The sequence below is a fragment of the Burkholderia sp. PAMC 28687 genome (assembly GCF_001577465.1).
Lineage (GTDB): Bacteria > Pseudomonadota > Gammaproteobacteria > Burkholderiales > Burkholderiaceae > Caballeronia.
This window is the reverse complement of sequence record NZ_CP014509.1, coordinates 25,735-41,334: the sequence shown is the minus strand read 5'-3', so window position 1 is coordinate 41,334 and position 15,600 is coordinate 25,735. Positions and strand designations below refer to the sequence as shown.

General features: G+C 57.0%; 13 protein-coding genes, 3 pseudogenes and 1 riboswitch. Of the genes and pseudogenes, 9 read left to right on the top strand and 7 right to left on the bottom strand.

Translation table 11 applies throughout. The features are described from left to right. The first annotated feature begins 222 nt into the window (after window positions 1-222). The gene (locus AX768_RS31275) at window positions 223-3,855 is read left to right on the top strand and encodes a hydantoinase B/oxoprolinase family protein (protein WP_062004187.1); all 3,633 of its coding nucleotides are present in this window, start codon (window positions 223-225) and stop codon (window positions 3,853-3,855) included. A gap of 432 nt (window positions 3,856-4,287) precedes the next feature. Here the strand turns inward: AX768_RS31275 and AX768_RS31270 are convergent, their stop codons facing one another. Then, window positions 4,288-5,109: a CHAD domain-containing protein gene (locus tag AX768_RS31270; RefSeq protein WP_062004185.1), complete on the bottom strand. Its 822-nt coding sequence runs from the start codon at window positions 5,107-5,109 to the stop codon at window positions 4,288-4,290. Window positions 5,110-5,399: 290 nt separating this feature from the next. Here AX768_RS31270 and AX768_RS31265 point away from each other — a divergent pair, with 290 nt between their 5' ends. Then, entirely contained in the window at window positions 5,400-5,663 is a 264-nt protein-coding gene (locus tag AX768_RS31265) for a hypothetical protein (RefSeq protein WP_155524407.1), read from the top strand. Between the two features lie 274 nt (window positions 5,664-5,937). Here the strand turns inward: AX768_RS31265 and AX768_RS31260 are convergent, their stop codons facing one another. The 4 genes and pseudogenes from AX768_RS31260 to AX768_RS31245 all read right to left on the bottom strand — a co-directional run bounded on the left by AX768_RS31260 (window position 5,938) and on the right by AX768_RS31245 (window position 8,077). Continuing rightward, window positions 5,938-6,435 carry a DUF6933 domain-containing protein gene (locus AX768_RS31260; RefSeq protein ID WP_062004181.1) on the bottom strand — a complete coding sequence of 166 codons (498 nt, stop codon included), beginning with the start codon at window positions 6,433-6,435 and terminating at the stop codon, window positions 5,938-5,940. Between the two features lie 7 nt (window positions 6,436-6,442). Beyond that, window positions 6,443-6,700, bottom strand: a complete 258-nt coding sequence (locus AX768_RS31255) for a hypothetical protein (RefSeq protein WP_062004178.1) — start codon at window positions 6,698-6,700, stop codon at window positions 6,443-6,445. An 11-nt stretch (window positions 6,701-6,711) separates the two neighbouring features. Further along, complete coding sequence (locus AX768_RS31250; RefSeq protein WP_062004176.1) at window positions 6,712-7,578, bottom strand: SEC-C metal-binding domain-containing protein; 867 nt, start codon at window positions 7,576-7,578, stop codon at window positions 6,712-6,714. Window positions 7,579-7,701: 123 nt separating this feature from the next. Further along, a pseudogene (locus AX768_RS31245) lies at window positions 7,702-8,077 on the bottom strand (glutathione S-transferase N-terminal domain-containing protein). Between the two features lie 297 nt (window positions 8,078-8,374). Then, window positions 8,375-8,443: riboswitch (Fluoride riboswitch) on the top strand. Window positions 8,444-8,523: 80 nt separating this feature from the next. Between AX768_RS31245 and AX768_RS31240 the strand changes: the two are divergent. The 5 genes and pseudogenes from AX768_RS31240 to AX768_RS31220 all read left to right on the top strand — a co-directional run bounded on the left by AX768_RS31240 (window position 8,524) and on the right by AX768_RS31220 (window position 11,762). Then, window positions 8,524-9,900: a voltage-gated chloride channel family protein gene (locus AX768_RS31240; RefSeq protein WP_062004174.1), complete on the top strand. Its 1,377-nt coding sequence runs from the start codon at window positions 8,524-8,526 to the stop codon at window positions 9,898-9,900. After that, a pseudogene (locus AX768_RS31235) lies at window positions 9,897-10,296 on the top strand (hypothetical protein). The gene AX768_RS31240 and the pseudogene AX768_RS31235 overlap by 4 nt, the downstream one beginning before the upstream one ends. Before the next feature lie 3 nt (window positions 10,297-10,299). Continuing rightward, window positions 10,300-10,690 (top strand): annotated as a pseudogene (crcB, locus tag AX768_RS31230) (fluoride efflux transporter CrcB). Window positions 10,691-10,718: 28 nt separating this feature from the next. Continuing rightward, window positions 10,719-11,027 (top strand): DUF190 domain-containing protein, encoded by a 309-nt coding sequence (locus AX768_RS31225; protein ID WP_231941680.1) that lies wholly within the window; start codon window positions 10,719-10,721, stop codon window positions 11,025-11,027. Window positions 11,028-11,363: 336 nt separating this feature from the next. Then, on the top strand, window positions 11,364-11,762 hold the full coding sequence (locus tag AX768_RS31220; RefSeq protein WP_172812054.1) for a response regulator: 399 nt from the start codon (window positions 11,364-11,366) through the stop codon (window positions 11,760-11,762). A 431-nt stretch (window positions 11,763-12,193) separates the two neighbouring features. Here AX768_RS31220 and AX768_RS31215 read toward each other — a convergent pair whose 3' ends face one another. Both AX768_RS31215 and AX768_RS31210 read right to left on the bottom strand, forming a co-directional pair. Beyond that, a complete protein-coding gene (locus AX768_RS31215) occupies window positions 12,194-13,789 on the bottom strand; it encodes a hybrid sensor histidine kinase/response regulator (RefSeq protein WP_062004170.1) in 1,596 nt (531 codons plus the stop codon). After that, a complete protein-coding gene (locus AX768_RS31210) occupies window positions 13,761-14,576 on the bottom strand; it encodes an alpha/beta fold hydrolase (RefSeq protein ID WP_062004168.1) in 816 nt (271 codons plus the stop codon). Before AX768_RS31210 ends, AX768_RS31215 begins: the two co-directional genes overlap by 29 nt. A 241-nt stretch (window positions 14,577-14,817) precedes the next feature. Between AX768_RS31210 and AX768_RS33430 the strand changes: the two genes are divergently transcribed. Further along, entirely contained in the window at window positions 14,818-15,219 is a 402-nt protein-coding gene (locus AX768_RS33430) for a hypothetical protein (RefSeq protein ID WP_062003817.1), read from the top strand. Then, window positions 15,195-15,542 carry an IS66 family insertion sequence element accessory protein TnpB gene (gene tnpB, locus AX768_RS31195; protein ID WP_062004012.1) on the top strand — a complete coding sequence of 116 codons (348 nt, stop codon included), beginning with the start codon at window positions 15,195-15,197 and terminating at the stop codon, window positions 15,540-15,542. The genes AX768_RS33430 and tnpB overlap by 25 nt, the downstream gene beginning before the upstream one ends. The last annotated feature ends 58 nt before the right edge of the window (window positions 15,543-15,600 follow it).

The following is a 15,600-nucleotide window of genomic DNA, read 5'->3' as shown; positions in this document are numbered from 1 at the left end:
GCACGTCACGTCTTTGTCCAAAGCGACGAAAAAACGAACCAGTAAAAACTCTCATTTAACGCACTAAAGATAGCTGAAATAAAACCCGCGAGGATATCGAAAGGCGCGATCCAACATTGATCCCAGCTTCTCACCCTACCCCCCCGACCCCGACTGCAAAGCATCTTAATTCAAGACGTTCCTAAGCTAACCAGCAATCCTCCTAAAAACGGGACCCTTCTCATGTCACAAACCAACACCTCCCACGACCGGCGCTGGCAATTCTGGGTCGACCGCGGCGGCACCTTCACCGACATCGTCGCGCGTCGCCCCGACGGCCGCATTGTCACGCACAAAGTGTTATCGGAGAATCCCGAGCGGTACCGTGATTCCGCCGTGCATGGCATTCGCGAGTTGCTGGGAATTGCAAGCCATGGACCCGTGCCGGCCGAGCTGATCCATAGTGTGCGAATGGGCACCACCGTTGCGACGAACGCGCTGCTCGAACGCAAGGGGGCCCCAGCCGTGCTCGCAATTACGAAAGGTTTCTCTGACGCCCTGCGCATCGCCTACCAAAGCAGACCGAAGCTGTTCGTGCAGCAGATCGAACTTCCTACGCTGCTGTACGAGCAGGTTGTCGAGATCGACGAACGGATCGGCGCGCGCGGTGAAGTCGTGCATGAGCTTGACGTCGAGCAGGCTCGACAAGCGCTACAGGGCGCTTTCGATAACGGCATCCGCTCTTGCGCAATCGTACTTATGCACGGCTACCGCTATACTGCGCACGAAAAGAAACTCAAGAACCTCGCTGAGTCAATCGGGTTCACGCAAATCTCCGTCAGTCACGAAGTCAGCCCGCTGATGAAACTGGTATCGCGAGGCGACACTACCGTTGTGGATGCTTACCTTTCGCCCATTTTACGCCGCTATGTCGGACAGGTTGAAGCCGATCTGGGCGCAGTGCCGCTGCAGTTCATGCAAAGCAACGGAGGCCTCACCGACGCGCACCGTTTCCAGGGCAAGGACGCGATCCTGTCGGGACCGGCTGGCGGCATCGTAGGGGCCGCGCAAGTGTCGAAACTTGCAGGCTTCGACAGGATCATCGGCTTCGACATGGGCGGAACGTCGACTGACGTCACGCACTACGCCGGCGAGTATGAGCGCGAATTCGCTACGGAGGTGGCCGGTGTTCGCATTCGTGCACCGATGATGAAAATCCACACGGTTGCAGCAGGTGGCGGCTCGATCTGCAGCTTCGACGGCGCACGTTTTCGTGTCGGGCCGCAAAGCGCGGGCGCTAATCCCGGACCAGCTTCGTACCGGCGCGGTGGCCCTTTGACGGTGACAGACTGCAACGTGATGACCGGCAAGATCAGCGCGCGCTGGTTCCCGCACGTCTTCGGCCTGGAAGGCAATCTACCGCTCGACGCCGACGTAGTGCAAAACAAGTTCGCCGAGGTGGCGGCAGCAGTAAATGACGCTACCGGCGTTGCCCGAACGCCTGAGGAAATCGCAGAAGGATTTCTGAAGATCGCAGTGGAAAACATGGCCAACGCGATCAAGCAGATCTCCGTGCAACGCGGCTACGACGTGACGCACTATACACTCGCGTGTTTTGGCGGCGCTGGCGGTCAGCACGCCTGCCTAGTCGCCGACGCGCTTGGCATGACGCGTGTGTTCATCCATCCGCTGGCTGGCGTGCTGTCAGCCTACGGCATGGGTCTCGCCGATGTCCGCGCATTGCGGCAGCAAGCGCTCGAGATGCCGCTCTCTCAAGAAGAGCTCGCCGCTTGCGATCGCACGTTTGAACCATTGGAAACGGCAGCGCGAAACGAAGTCGCCGAGCAACGAGTTCAACTTAGTAACATCACGTTGCGGCGCACACTGCATATCAAATACGACGGGACGGATACTGCGCTAGAAATCGACTTTTCGATGGAACCGGCGAATATCGTAGGAACGTTCGAGCGTTTGTATCGCGCACGTTATGGCTTCCTCATGCCGAACAAGGTGTTGGTCATCGAGGCCGTCGCGGTTGAAGCGATCGGCCGCACGCAAGAGGCCCAAGATGAAGATTGGCCGCTGGCCGAACAGGCATCGGCGAATCCGGAAGCGCTTGCGACCACGCGCATTTTCTCGGGCGGCGAATGGCGCAATACCCCCGTCTTCGACCGCGATGCACTAGCCCCCGGCGCTCGTATCGACGGCCCTGCGATCGTCAACGAGCGCACTGGCACGACTGTTATCGAGCCCGGCTGGCAAGTGGTAGTAAGCAAGCACAACCATCTCGTCGTCGAACGGACGACCGCGCTCGTAAATCGTCATGCTGCCGGTACGCAAGTGGACCCGGTGCTGCTGGAAGTGTTCAACAACCTGTTCATGTCGATTGCGGAACAGATGGGGGTGACGCTTGCAAACACATCGTACTCGGTAAACATCAAGGAACGTCTTGACTTCTCGTGCGCGCTCTTCGACACCGGCGGCAACCTGATCGCCAATGCACCGCATATGCCGGTACACCTCGGATCGATGGGCGAAAGCGTGCAGACGATCATCGACCGGCGCGCGGGCGCAATGCAAGCCGGTGATGTCTATGTCCTCAACGCGCCGTACGCGGGCGGCACGCACTTGCCGGACGTGACCGTCATCATGCCCGTGTTCATCGATGCCAGCCCCACGCCGACCTTCTATGTCGCGGCGCGCGGACATCATGCGGATATCGGCGGCATCACGCCCGGTTCCATGCCGCCGAACTCCACACATGTGGATCAGGAAGGCGTGTTACTTGACAATATCCAACTGGTAGCGCAAGGACGTTTTCTCGATCACGAAATGCGTGACCTGCTTACGTCCGGCGCATATCCGGTTCGTAACGTCGAGCAAAACTTAGCCGATCTCCGCGCGCAAGTCGCTGCTTGCACGAAGGGATCGCAGGAACTGGTGCGCATGTGTGAGCAGTTCGGTCTGGATGTCGTGCGCGCCTATACGCAGCACGTACAGGACAACGCCGAAGAAGTCGTGCGGCGGACGCTTTCAGTGCTAAAGGACGGCCGCTTCGAATACGCGCTCGATGACGGCGCGAAGATAGTGGTGTCGGTGTCGATCAACCACGACACGCGGTCGGCCGTCATCGACTTCGAAGGCACGAGCGCGCAGCAACCGAACAACTACAACGCGCCATCGGCGATCTGCAAGGCTGCGGTACTGTACGTGTTCCGCACGCTGGTAGACGACGATATCCCGCTTAATGCCGGCTGCCTGAAGCCGCTGGAGATCCGCATTCCAGCGGGGTCGATGCTTAATCCGCACTATCCGGCAGCGGTTGTCGCCGGCAATGTCGAGACGTCGCAGGTAGTTACCGACGCCTTATATGGCGCACTCGGCATCATGGCGGGGGCGCAAGGCACAATGAACAACTTCACCTTCGGCAACGAGCAGTTCCAGTATTACGAAACTATTTGTGGCGGTGCAGGAGCCGGTCGCGCTTTCGATGGTTGCAGCGCGGTTCAGACGCATATGACGAACTCGCGGCTAACCGACCCGGAGGTGCTCGAGTGGCGCTTCCCCGTGCGTCTGGACGACTTCCGCATCCGCCGTGGCAGCGGCGGAGCGGGACTACATGCCGGTGGCGACGGCACCGAACGGCGCGTACGTTTCCTGGCGCCCATGATCGCGGTAATTCTTTCCAATCGGAGATGTGTCGCGCCGTTCGGACTCGCAGGCGGGGAGCCGGGCGCGCTCGGCGTAAATTGGGTGGAACGCGCGGACGGTAAAAAGCGCGAGAACTTCGGCGCACGGCATCAGGTACAGATGAACCTCGACGATGTCTTTGTCATCCAGACACCCGGGGGAGGAGGCTACGGCGAATCGCTGTGAAGTTTGTTGGTGGCCTCGCTACTAGCAAGGCCACCAACAAAGCCCGCCAACTTAAAATCTACGTCTTCGAACCAGAACGGCTCCGTTCCGTAGACACTTTGAAAGCTGCCCGCTGCAAAGATGCACCTTGCGGCCATCATCGATCAATTGTCAACGTTCTAACCCGAGTTGTTGAACGTCTCAAATTGGCCGGTTGCCGAACTTCATGGTTCGAGCGCCGTGCACCGAGGCGACTGCGACGCGAACTTCGGCACTCGACCGACAAAGGACAGACCCGCTGCTTTGAAGCGGTCGTTCAAGGGTCTATTCAAGACGATGGGCCGCGCCGAAGCAGGCGTACGACGATTCGGCGCCAAACTTCGCGCACCCTGAATGCGGCCGCCGAGGGCGTAGACGCCTATGAAGTAGGCCTTCGCCCGATCACAGGAGCGTCTACAGAAGCTTTGCTGCAGCCTTCAATCGCTTCTTTTGTTCTCTTCTTAAAGCACGCATCGCCGGCTTCGCATGCACTTCATGAGTTAAGGACGCTAGATGGTTATTTAACAGATCCCGGCTCGCGACTACATCGTTCAACGCACCGAAGCGCTTCTGCAGACGCTTTAGACCTTTGAGTTCGCCGCGTTGCTTCTCGGCAAGCAACGGGTCAAAGAATTCGACCAGATAACGCACTTTCTTGCCCGCCTTCCGAACTTCGTGGAAGGGTGAATAATCCGAGTGCCGCGCTCGCGACGCCTTTTTTATGCGCTTTCGCAGCGCGAGTCGCGCCGAAGACAGCCGCTTTCGCGCAAACTTTTTGAGCACTGTTCGCTGCGCAGCTGTGTTGAGCTCTCGGTTTGATTCGCTTAGGGCATCGCGCAGCACGTTCTTAATGTTTGCGTGAGACAGCGTCTCGCTGCTCTGTTTGGCTGCTTCCGCACGCCTTTGTAAAAGGATACTTAGCATCTCCTCGTTGACATGCTCTTCTACGAGGCCGATCAAGATGTCCCAATCGCGCGTACTTCCGGCCGCGTTCGCGAGAAACTTATATATGGCGCGCTGTTGGCTGTCGAACGTGCTATTAAGTAGCGGCCGGTACGCCCAGAGCAGTGTGCGAAGCTGCCGAAGCGACACTCTCAATTTATGTAGCTTTTCTGCATCGGGTTCCGCTTCTAGCGAACTTGCTTGAGTCAGCGCCACATGGATCAGCGGCTCCGCGAAGCGATTAAAGCTGCTCTCCGCGGTCTCTCCTATGGCCTTTTCGGAAGTCTTCTTCACGTTCTATCCCCCAGACAATCAGTCCCCTTGTCCGGCAAGTTTCATTCCCCAAAAATCGGCGCGCTTCCAGCTGCGTACCGAAAACTAGCTGCGTGCGAAAAACGCGCTGTACCGGCGATTCAGCCGAAGAAAAAGCCAGTGCTTATATCGTAGGAATTGCCTCCGCGCGGCGGAAGGATTCCACACACATGTCTCATCGACATCAGCCTTGTACCCTGAGCTAAACTGGCGTAACGCTCGTTTCTAGCGTTTTCTCGAACGCTCCTGAAACCTTCTGAAGAAGGATGAACATGACATCGCAGCAGCTCGCCATTACCGACGCTCAAATTGAAGACGATCTTGTTTCAGCTGCGGCATACGGCCTCGGTTGGGGATACTGCGCATTTGCCATTGGGGCTGGGACCATCCGGGAGGTACTGGGTGCGGCAGACTCTTCGCCAAGAGCATTGAAAATTGCGTTCAATCTTGGACGACCAAGAATCGCCAGGACGCTGATAGCCCTTTCGCCCCCTGCTGATGGACAGCGGGTCATCGTGCGCGATCTGCTTCCGTAGACTGTGTTCACGCGTTCGCAATATGGCGGTGCCAACATGCTTACCTAACGAAGCGGACATCGTATGAAGGAAGCCGGATGAGCTTTGTTCCGATCTCGCTCCGTTGAGTCGCACCCCCAACCCACAGCCATAGATTGTTTTTTGCGGCTTGCACCTCAACATCTAAAGTTTTAAGCAGCTTGCTGCGCTCGATTGTCGACCGTTCTACAAGAGCTGGCGAATGTCTCAAACTGGCCGCGCAGAGACATTCGAAGCGCTGAGTTCGCCGGGGCGGCTATTGCAATGAACCGCTGCCGATCAATTCGCGCAGTGCCTTGTCCGGAAACACTGGCCCCCTATACAGCGGGCCGCAAGGGATACGTGCCAACCTGATTGACAACGCGACAAGATCGTTCATTTCATCGCTGCCGCGATAGCCTTCCGCAAATTGGCAAAACTGCGTCATGATGCCGACGACGCTACGGTTTGTCGTTTTGGTATATCTCACGTCCTGCATGTGCAATAGCTCCTGCTCGATGAACGACGGCTGGATGCCGTGGGCCGCGAGTACGTGAGCCAGGAAGCGAGGGAATCTGGTTGCCATGCCAGCCGCTGGAGCCAAGGGGATCAGGACAGGTAACAACGTTCGCTCATTGACGAACAGCGCAATCTGCGGCTTCCAGAGCAAAGCCGTGGCATACCAGTTCCCGAGCCCCGTGGTGCTGGTGCCACCCGCCATCACTTCGGGTTTCAGCCGGTCAAGAAGCTTCTTCGTACAGTGCAGATAGAGCATGGCGCGCTCAGTCGAGATCGAAAAGAGCACGATCAACCGGCCGGGATGAAAGCTCATCCTTCATCTGCCGGAAACCAGCTTCGTCCCATTCGCCACGATCAAGACGGCGCATGACGCATTCACCTACCAGCATCACTTTCCCTTCCTGATCAGCCTTCGTCTGCCTGTACTGCTGACGACGCGCTTTATCTGATGCCCATTTGGCGTCCTTGAGTTCTTTGAGCTTTAAGTCTGTTGCTGCCAGGCTTCTTTTCAGTAGGGTCATGTTGAGTGTCCTTAGTGCAACGTCCCAGCAGACCCGTGACACTTCTTGTACTTTTTGTCGCTTCCACATGGGCAGAGATCGTTTCTTCCGACTTTGGGAGCTGCGACGATGGGACGGGATTTCTCAATGATCTGGGTCGGCTCGAATGGGTGAGATTTTGACAACATGTGGAGGCGATTGAGTCTTGCCTCTCTGAGGGTATCTATGCCTTCGTAGTCTTTGGCGCCGATCCTGAAATAGTATTCGGCATCACGTAGGTCCCCCAAGATATTCAATGCCACATGATTCTGTTCGTAGGCTTCGCGGACCACCTCAAATGATTCGAGTGCCCCCAGATCGGATAATGCCGAAACGAGGAAACCATTGATATCAAGATCGTTCGTCCCGTGGGCGCGTAGCAAATCGGTCAGGATCTCGACGCATCGAGTCCTTTGTTCTGGGTGGTCACATCCCATCTTGGCAATCAGGCGAAACGTACAGATTCTGGCGAACTCCCCGTTTCGGGAATCCCGCGCATACAACTCGACTGCTTCGATCGACGATGGGCCGATCTTGCTGAAAACATCTGGGAATTCTTCACCAATCCAATCATTGTCATCTATCCGATGTATCAGGGAGATCAAGGTTGGAATCGCATCAACAGCTTTCAGCTCGGCGAGAATGCGCCACGCATGGATCGGTGCCATCGCAGTGCCAGTAAATTCCGAGTCGTGCAGCGTATCGTCGTCCAGAATTCGTATCAAATCCGTCACGTGAGACTGGTCGAAGCCCGATTGAAAATAGTCGTGCCAGGTGTCGGGAGCGATGCGCGAACGGCACAGGTCCTCACCAAAATCGGCAAGCTGATCGACTAGTTGAAAATACCGGGCTTGCATCATTTAGGTCCGTCGCGAATGATTGGTGAATGACTTTTCTCTCCATATTTCCGGGGATCAACTGGTTGTCGCGTGGATGGTTGTCCTGGGAATAAGACTCGGATTACGTACCCTCCACGCCCCACATCAAACGATCCCGGAGAAGCGTTGCTCCAGGTAGGCGATGATTGCGTTGGAGTCGTACAACCAGCGCGACTGGTCTTCTTCCTGAATATGCAGGCAGGGCACCTTGACCTTGCCGCCGCCGGCCAGCAGACGCTCCCGTTGCATGGAATCGTTTTTCGCGTCGTGCAGCGTCATCGGCACATTCAGACGATATAGGGCACGTCGCGTCTTGACGCAGAAAGGGCACGCATGGAACTGATACAGCGACAGATGCGCCGCTTCTTTTTGCCACCGCGGCCTGACCCTGCACCGAACGGCGCTGCGGCCGCGGGCGACTGACGGCGTCGCCGAGCACGATTAGCTGGCCGAGACCGACACGCAGGGCTTTCATGAACATAGCGAATGTCTCGAGCGGAGAATGGAAGTTGGCAAGTCTACTCCGTCCAATAGCCGAATGCTCCTGGCCAGACACAGCCCTACGACTCCCAAAACGGTTGCGGAGCGTAGCACCCTTGGCGGCTAGTCGACTCCAAGCAGTCCTTCGCCGGCCACCAAATGCAATGGCCGCTAACGGATTTCAGCTGCCTTTCAGAAAAGACCGTACCGCGAAAACGCAGCGTAATCCAACATCCTCTAGGCCTGATTAGAAGGATGTACGTGGTTGTTCGCTGCCATCGGATGCTACATAGTCCAAGTTGCTTTTGGAGATGGCGTTCCTCCTTTAACCACTGCGCTCAGCGCAGTTAATGACGCCTACAGTTACCTGACTATCGTCGGGGCTGTAGGCGCTCTCGCCCACAGCCTTTTCGTTGGTCAGGCCAAGCAACATCGCGCACATGACCAATGCACAAACTCCTTCGTTTTGAACAAATCGAACTGCTACCTTATCTCGGCAAATGGTTCCTGATCGCCTGCGTCGCGGCGGCTCTCGCGGGCACCGCCTCGGCCTTCTTTCTTATCTCTCTTGATCGTGCAACCGCGTGGCGGGAAGCGCACCGCTGGGCGATCTGGCTGCTGCCTATGGCGGGCTTTGCCGTGGGCTGGCTGTACCACCTGCTGGGTAAGCCGGTCGTTGCGGGCAACAACCTGATCATCGACGAAATCCACGATCCGAAGAAGGTCGTGCCACTGCGCATGGTGCCGCTCGTGCTTGGCGGCACGATCGTCTCGCATCTATTCGGTGCGTCGGTCGGCCGAGAGGGTACAGCGGTGCAGATGGGCGCAGCACTCGCGGACCAACTGACCCACGCGTTTCGTCTCGAACGCGAGGACCGTCGAATCCTGCTGATGATCGGCATGAGCGCGGGATTCGCCTCGGTTTTCGGCACACCGCTAGCCGGCGCAGTGTTCGGCCTCGAAGTGCTTGCAATCGGGCGTATGCGTTATGACGCACTCTTTCCTTGCATCGTAGCGGGCATCGTCGCCGATCAGGTCTGTCTGGCATGGGGCGTCCATCACGTCCACTATGCGGTCGGTGCGATCGCGCCGATCACCGCATGGAGCGTCGTTGCCGTCGTTATCGCCGGCATTGCGTTCGGTCTGGTCGGCATGGCATTCGCAACCAGCGCGCACAAGCTCGGCGCGCTGGTGAAGCGCCACATCACATATGCGCCGTTGCGCCCGTTCGTGGGCGGGATCGTCATAGCGACTGCCGTGTGGGCGCTCGATGCCTATCACTACATTGGCCTTGGCATTCCCGACATCGTTCGCTCGTTTCAGCAGCCGATGCAGCCGTGGGACTTTCTCGCCAAGTTCGGATTTACCGTTGCGTCGCTTGGTACAGGCTTTAAGGGCGGCGAGGTCACGCCACTGTTCTACATCGGCGCGACCCTCGGTAATGCACTGGCGCCGCTGCTGCATATGCCGTTCGCACTGATGGCTGCCATCGGCTTCGTTGCGGTGTTCTCTGGTGCTGCGAACACCCCGATCACCACCACGATCATGGCTATGGAGTTGTTCGGCACGGGCATTGGCCCACTTGCCGCAATCGGTTGCGTGACCGCTTATCTGTTTTCCGGCCATGCGGGCATCTATCACGCGCAGCGCGTCGGGCATGGCAAACATCGCAAGCACCGGCCGCCGGTGCGAGACGGAATACATAGTGCCGAACGCGGCGACTCACGACCGCATAACGCAACAGCGGTGACACCGATCGCGAATGACAAGCAGCCACGTGGGTCTATCGATCCGGCAGTGACGACAGAGGAAAGCGGCCAATGATTCAGCAAAGCAACAACCGGCGCATTGCAGCGCTGCGACTTTACTTCCCGCTTGAGACCCGTGCGCGAGCAACGCGGTTCTGGCATCGCCTCAGCGCACCTGCACTTGCTCATCACCTGATAGCCGTCGCGAAGAAATCCAATATCATGCAAGCGATGCTGCATCAAATCAGTTCAGGGTATCTGCCCGGAGAGCAGCTTTCTCACCAGCATCCAGAAATTAGCGGAATGCGGCATCCACAGTGCCTCGAACTGGTCGACACCGAAGAGCTTGCGTGACTTCGTGAGCGAACACGCCGACGAGCTGCGCAAGGTCCACGCAGTGATGTTCCTCTGCGAACTCCCCGCCGCGCATCAACTCACTGCCCATGCTCATCCAACTTCAAGCGGAACTTAAGCTATGACCGGGGCGTACTCGCTTATCGCCATCAGCATCGGCGCGATGCTAGGCGCACTCGCTCGATATGGCTTAAGCTTCACGATGAATGCGCTCGTGCCAAACATTCCGATGGGAAACACTCGCGTGCAATCTGATTGCCGCATATATCGTCGGGTTTGCGATCGCGTTCTTCGGTTCGACGGGAGGTCTGTCTGTTGCGTGGCGCCTTTTCCTCGTCACCGGTCTGGCTGGCGGGCTCTCGACATTCTCGACTTTTTCTGCCGAGCTGCTGACCCTGCTTCGGGATGGCCGACTCGGGTGGTCGGTCGGCATGCTTGCGCTGCACGTCGGTGATTCGTTAGTCACGACCGCGCTGGGCATGGCCACGTTTTCCCTAACCCGTCACACTTGAAAAGGAGTCCGCAATGTAAGGGTATCAATTGACGTTTTTCACTGAACAGAACCGTAAGCATGGACATCAGTCAATCTGCGACTGGCTGCTGAAATTCGCCGAAAAGCACGGCGCATCGGGCGGAACGTTGATGACAGGGGCGGAGGGATTCGATCACGCGGACAAGTTCCATTCGGCCGGCTTTTTCGAACTCGCCGATCAGCAGCTTGCCATCACCGTTTACGTCGATGAGCAGGCATGCCAGAGCTTGATGAACGCGCTCGCGGAAGAAAACGTCGATCTCAGCTACGTGAAGATTCCGGTCGAGTTTGGCCGGACTGGCCGCTCGGTCGCGTGACAGGTCGCAATCAATTTTTCAACGGCTACCAATCTCTTTTTACAGAACTGTCAGTCGCTCGTCGGGTCGCTTATTTCCGTTGTCTGACAGACAACAGCTAGTGTGATGTCCCGCCGGGCTGGGCGCGCAACGGCGGATCATGGCCGGGCCGAGACGCCCATCGGCGCGGATTCTGCTCAAACTAGGCGAAAAAAGCCTACGGTATGAAAAGTTACCGCGGTCGTGTTGAACTATAGAGCATTGATTCTGCAAAGGAGCAAGCGGTAATGTGAGGTGAGATGGGCATCCTTTTTGCGTGCAAATGTGATGCCTATACAAACGCCCAAAGGACACCGCATGCAAATTCTTATATTGGATGATGACCACGATCTCGCCGCAAGTCTTGAAGCGCTCGTTGAAAAGCTTGGGCATGCTGTTACCCTCGCGCACGATTGTGAAACAGCGCGAGCGCTCGCTTACTCGAGTCCATTCGACTTCATATTGGCTGATGTCGAGTTGCCCGATGGGGACGGCAGAGTCGCGTGTGAAAGTCTGCGTAGCGAGGGAGCGTCTCAAGACGCATATATGATTGCCATGACTGGCCGGGCTGATTTGGGGAACGACGATTTTGCCGCTTTCGACGGGTATCTTCACAAACCAATTACCTTTGATTTGCTGGAGCGGGTACTGGGAGAATGGCAAACAGCAGCGGGTCTGTCTGCTACGAAGCCCGGAGCCGCAGAGGGCTTGATCTAGCCGCAGCGCCGCGCTGGAAGCTAGGTTACTTACGAACAACAATCGCAAAAATACGAAAAGCTACGGCCGATCCGACTATCCCCGAACCGCCTGTCACGCTTTCGGATGCGCCCCCGCGGAACGCCACCTCAGATGTTCCAGATATCGGTGAACTTGAAACTGAACCTGATCGACCAAATGATTCACCGCCTGCTTAACGGAAGCAAATCGTAGGGCGGATGAAGTCTTTGGACTGTTGCCGCCGAAGCAAAATTGAGCCAGATTCCGAATCCTTGTGAGCCGGCTCGTCGGCAAGATCGTCCAGAGACAGATGGCAACCACGCGTTCGACGACCGGTTCACGGAAACGTCGGCACGCGGTTCAATTTAGCGTCGGCAATACCAAACGCCACGCCCATCGAAAGAATTCTTCAAGGGCTCGAGAACCCCGTACTAACCAAGTACCTTGCCGTCGGTAAGGACGATCAAAAGCCGCTTCAAGTCGACGGGTTTCGTAAAATGAAAATCGAAGCCGGCTTGCGCGGCGTCGTTCTTGTCCTGCTGCTGCCCCCAGCCCGTCAATGCGATCAACAAGGTCGATCTTCCCAGCTTCTGACTACGCCGAATCGTTTCGGCTACTTCGTATCCCGTCATGTCAGGGAGCCCAATATCCAGGATGATCGCTTCCGGGGAAAACTTGTTTGCTAACCATATTCCAGTCATTCCATCGGATGCGGTACGGACGTCATACCCTTCTGTCTGCAGCAGGACCGCGAGGCTCTCGGCTGCATCGGCATTGTCATCGATGATCAATATCCGATGTCGCGTCAATTCCCGGGCGGCTTGATCGGGATTGTGAAAAGCCGCTTGTACGCCGGACTTAATCGAAAGCGGAAATCGCAGAATGAATTCGCTGCCTAATCCGGCTCCGGCGCTGTGCACCGACACCGCCCCGCCGTTCAACTCTGTCAGTGTGCGAACAAGCGAGAGACCAATTCCCAATCCACCTTGAGAGCGCTCGAGACCCGGCCCCAACTGGGAAAAGATCTCGAAGAGTGAGGGCATGTGTTCTACGGCAATGCCAATGCCGTTATCGCGAACCGAAATCATGGCCTGCTCGCCGTCGCGTCTGGCAGTGAGCCAGATCGAGCCGCCATTCGGAGTGTATTTCGCGGCGTTATTCAGCAAGTTTTGCACGATCTGCGACAAGCGTGTCGGGTCTGCGTCGATAGCAATGGGCTCGTCGGGCAGTTCAATCGTTAAAGTATGGGAAGCGGCAGAAATGATGGGCTGGCAGGACTCTGCCGCAAAGTTCAATGCCGTCGCGAGATCGACGTTCTCGCGATGCAGCGTAATTTTCCCTTCTGAAATCCGGGACACTTCCAGAAGACCATCAACGAGATGCGTCATCTGAATCATTTGACGGTCGAGTACGTCGCGCGCCCACTTCATCCGGGCGTCTGCCCCGGGTTCGAGCCGTAATAGATCGACCACGCTTCGCATGGGCGCCAGCGGGTTTCTGAGTTCGTGGGCAAGCGTTGCCATGAACGCATCCTTGCGGCGATTGGCTTCCCGAAGCGCCTCTTCGGCAACGTGCTTTTCCTTCAGCGCGATCTCCGCTCGTTCACGCGCACGAAGCAATTCACGCTCATACTGATGCCGGTCGACGACCACCACGACCGCAAATTCGTTGTAGTCGACCTCGCCATGGCGACGACGGGCGGCATTGATCAACATCGGTACTGCGTGTCCGTCGCGGTGAACCATGTCGACTTTGACTTCCGCAACCGACCGCTGCATCTGGAGCAAGGGCGCCCAGTTCGTTTGGTGAAATACCTTTCCACCGATCGTCAATAAGTCCTGGAACCGCCGTATTTCCAGAAGTTCCGCGGCCGTGTAGCCCACCCAGGCGCAGAACGTGGCGTTGACACGCACGATCGTACCGTCAACGGTTGCCGTCAGCAGGCCACACGGTGCCGTTTCAAACGCATCCTGAATCGAAGAGAGCGGTCTCTGCTCGCTATCCATGATCGGAAAGACCCAGCGCATTAAGAAACGCCTTGGTCGCGTCGATACTTGCGCATGGCGCGCTGAGATGCGGACAGTGTCCGACGTTATCCACGATGCTAAGCGTACTGCCCGGGATGTGTCTCTTCATGAAGTCGCCGACGGCAAGCGGCGCCAGCAAGTCATCGCTCGATTGCAGGATCAGCGTGGGCGTGGTCACGCGTGACAGGTCTGCGCGATGATCGGCGAGGAACGTCACCCGTGCGAAATGCTTGGCGATTTCGGGGTCCGTACGGCAGAAGCTGTTGGTCAGTTCCACGCCAAGCTCTGGCTGATCCGGCGAACCCATAATGACAGGCGCCATCGTGCTCGACCAGCCGAGATAATTGCTTTCCAGAGTTTCGAGCAAGCCGTCTATGTCGCTGCGAGAGAAACCACCGACATACTCCCCATCATTGATGAACGATGGAGAAGGTCCCACCATCACGTTCGCGACGAACCGCTCGGGAGCCTCGATCGCCGCAAGCATTCCGATCATTGCACTGACCGAATGTCCGATATAGATCACGGGGCCGCTCGAATACTCTTCGATTACTTCGAGCAAGTCTGCAGTGTAACCGCGCAGCGATCCATATTTACCGTAGTCGTAGGCGGAGAGATCCGACTGACCGCTTCCAACCAGGTCGAACAACACCGTTTTGTATCGGCTGGCGAAATCTGGGTGCAGATACCGCCACATCGTCTGGTCGCACCCGAACCCGTGCGCAAAAATGATGGTTGGAGACCCATCGCCGCTCGCGTGCACATTGTTGCGCTGTTGAACTGTCATGGTTCCAATTCCATTTTTGCTGAGCTACCGAATCTGTGCCGGCCAAAGTTCCAGCTTCTACTTGGATGGTATCAAATACCTGCAATCCACCTACACTCGCGCGATCTTTGTCTATTCGAGACCACTTGTGATCGAACGCTGGCTTGCGCTGTACAACGTAAGCGATCGGTCAAGCACGCCCCTTGCGCCAGGCATTGAATAGAGGAGCATGTAGCATTTTCAGCAGGCTGAGGGTGGCTATATGAATGATGGTGGAAAGAAGATTGGCGAGCATGCGATGGCGCACATTGAAGCCGCGCAGCGTGAGGGTAAGACGCTTTCGGCATATGCGCGTGAGCATGGGCTGAGCAAGCAACATTTGTACAAAGTTAGGCGAGACATGCGAGCACGCTCGGCTGGTTCTGGGAAGCCCCGGATCACCGCGGAGAAGTCGAGCGAACCACCGGGAGTGGACTTGGCGTTCGTTGAGGTGAAGGTGGCGGCAACGCCTGCCAGTCCATTGGCGCCGCGCGCACGGTTGTGGGCACATCTGCCCAATGGCGTGAATGTCGAGCTGTTGTGCACGAGCGGCGATGTCGATCTGCTGATGGCAATGATGGATTCGTTGGGGAGGACGTCGTGTTCCACTTCGACCAAAGTCTAAAAGTTTATCTACATCGCGACGCGGTTGATTTTCGCAAGAGCATCAACGGCTTGTCAGTGCTCGTTGAGCAGTCGATGAAGCGTGATCCCTTCGCCCGAGCGGTGTACGGATTTCGCAACAAGCGTGCCGACCGTATAAAGCTGCTGCTTTATGAGCGCAATGGATTTTGGCTAATGATGAAACGGCTTGAGGCTGACCGTTTTGCGTGGCCCCGCAACGGCGAGGTGGTCGAGCTGAGCGTCGAGCAATTTCAATGGCTGCTCGAGGGTATCGATCTTGCGGCGATGCGCAAGCACCCCGAGCGTCGCTATGCGAGGGCGTGAATGGTCGCGAAGACGCGACGGTGACTGTTACAAATTGAGGTAAACCCATTGCGGCCGG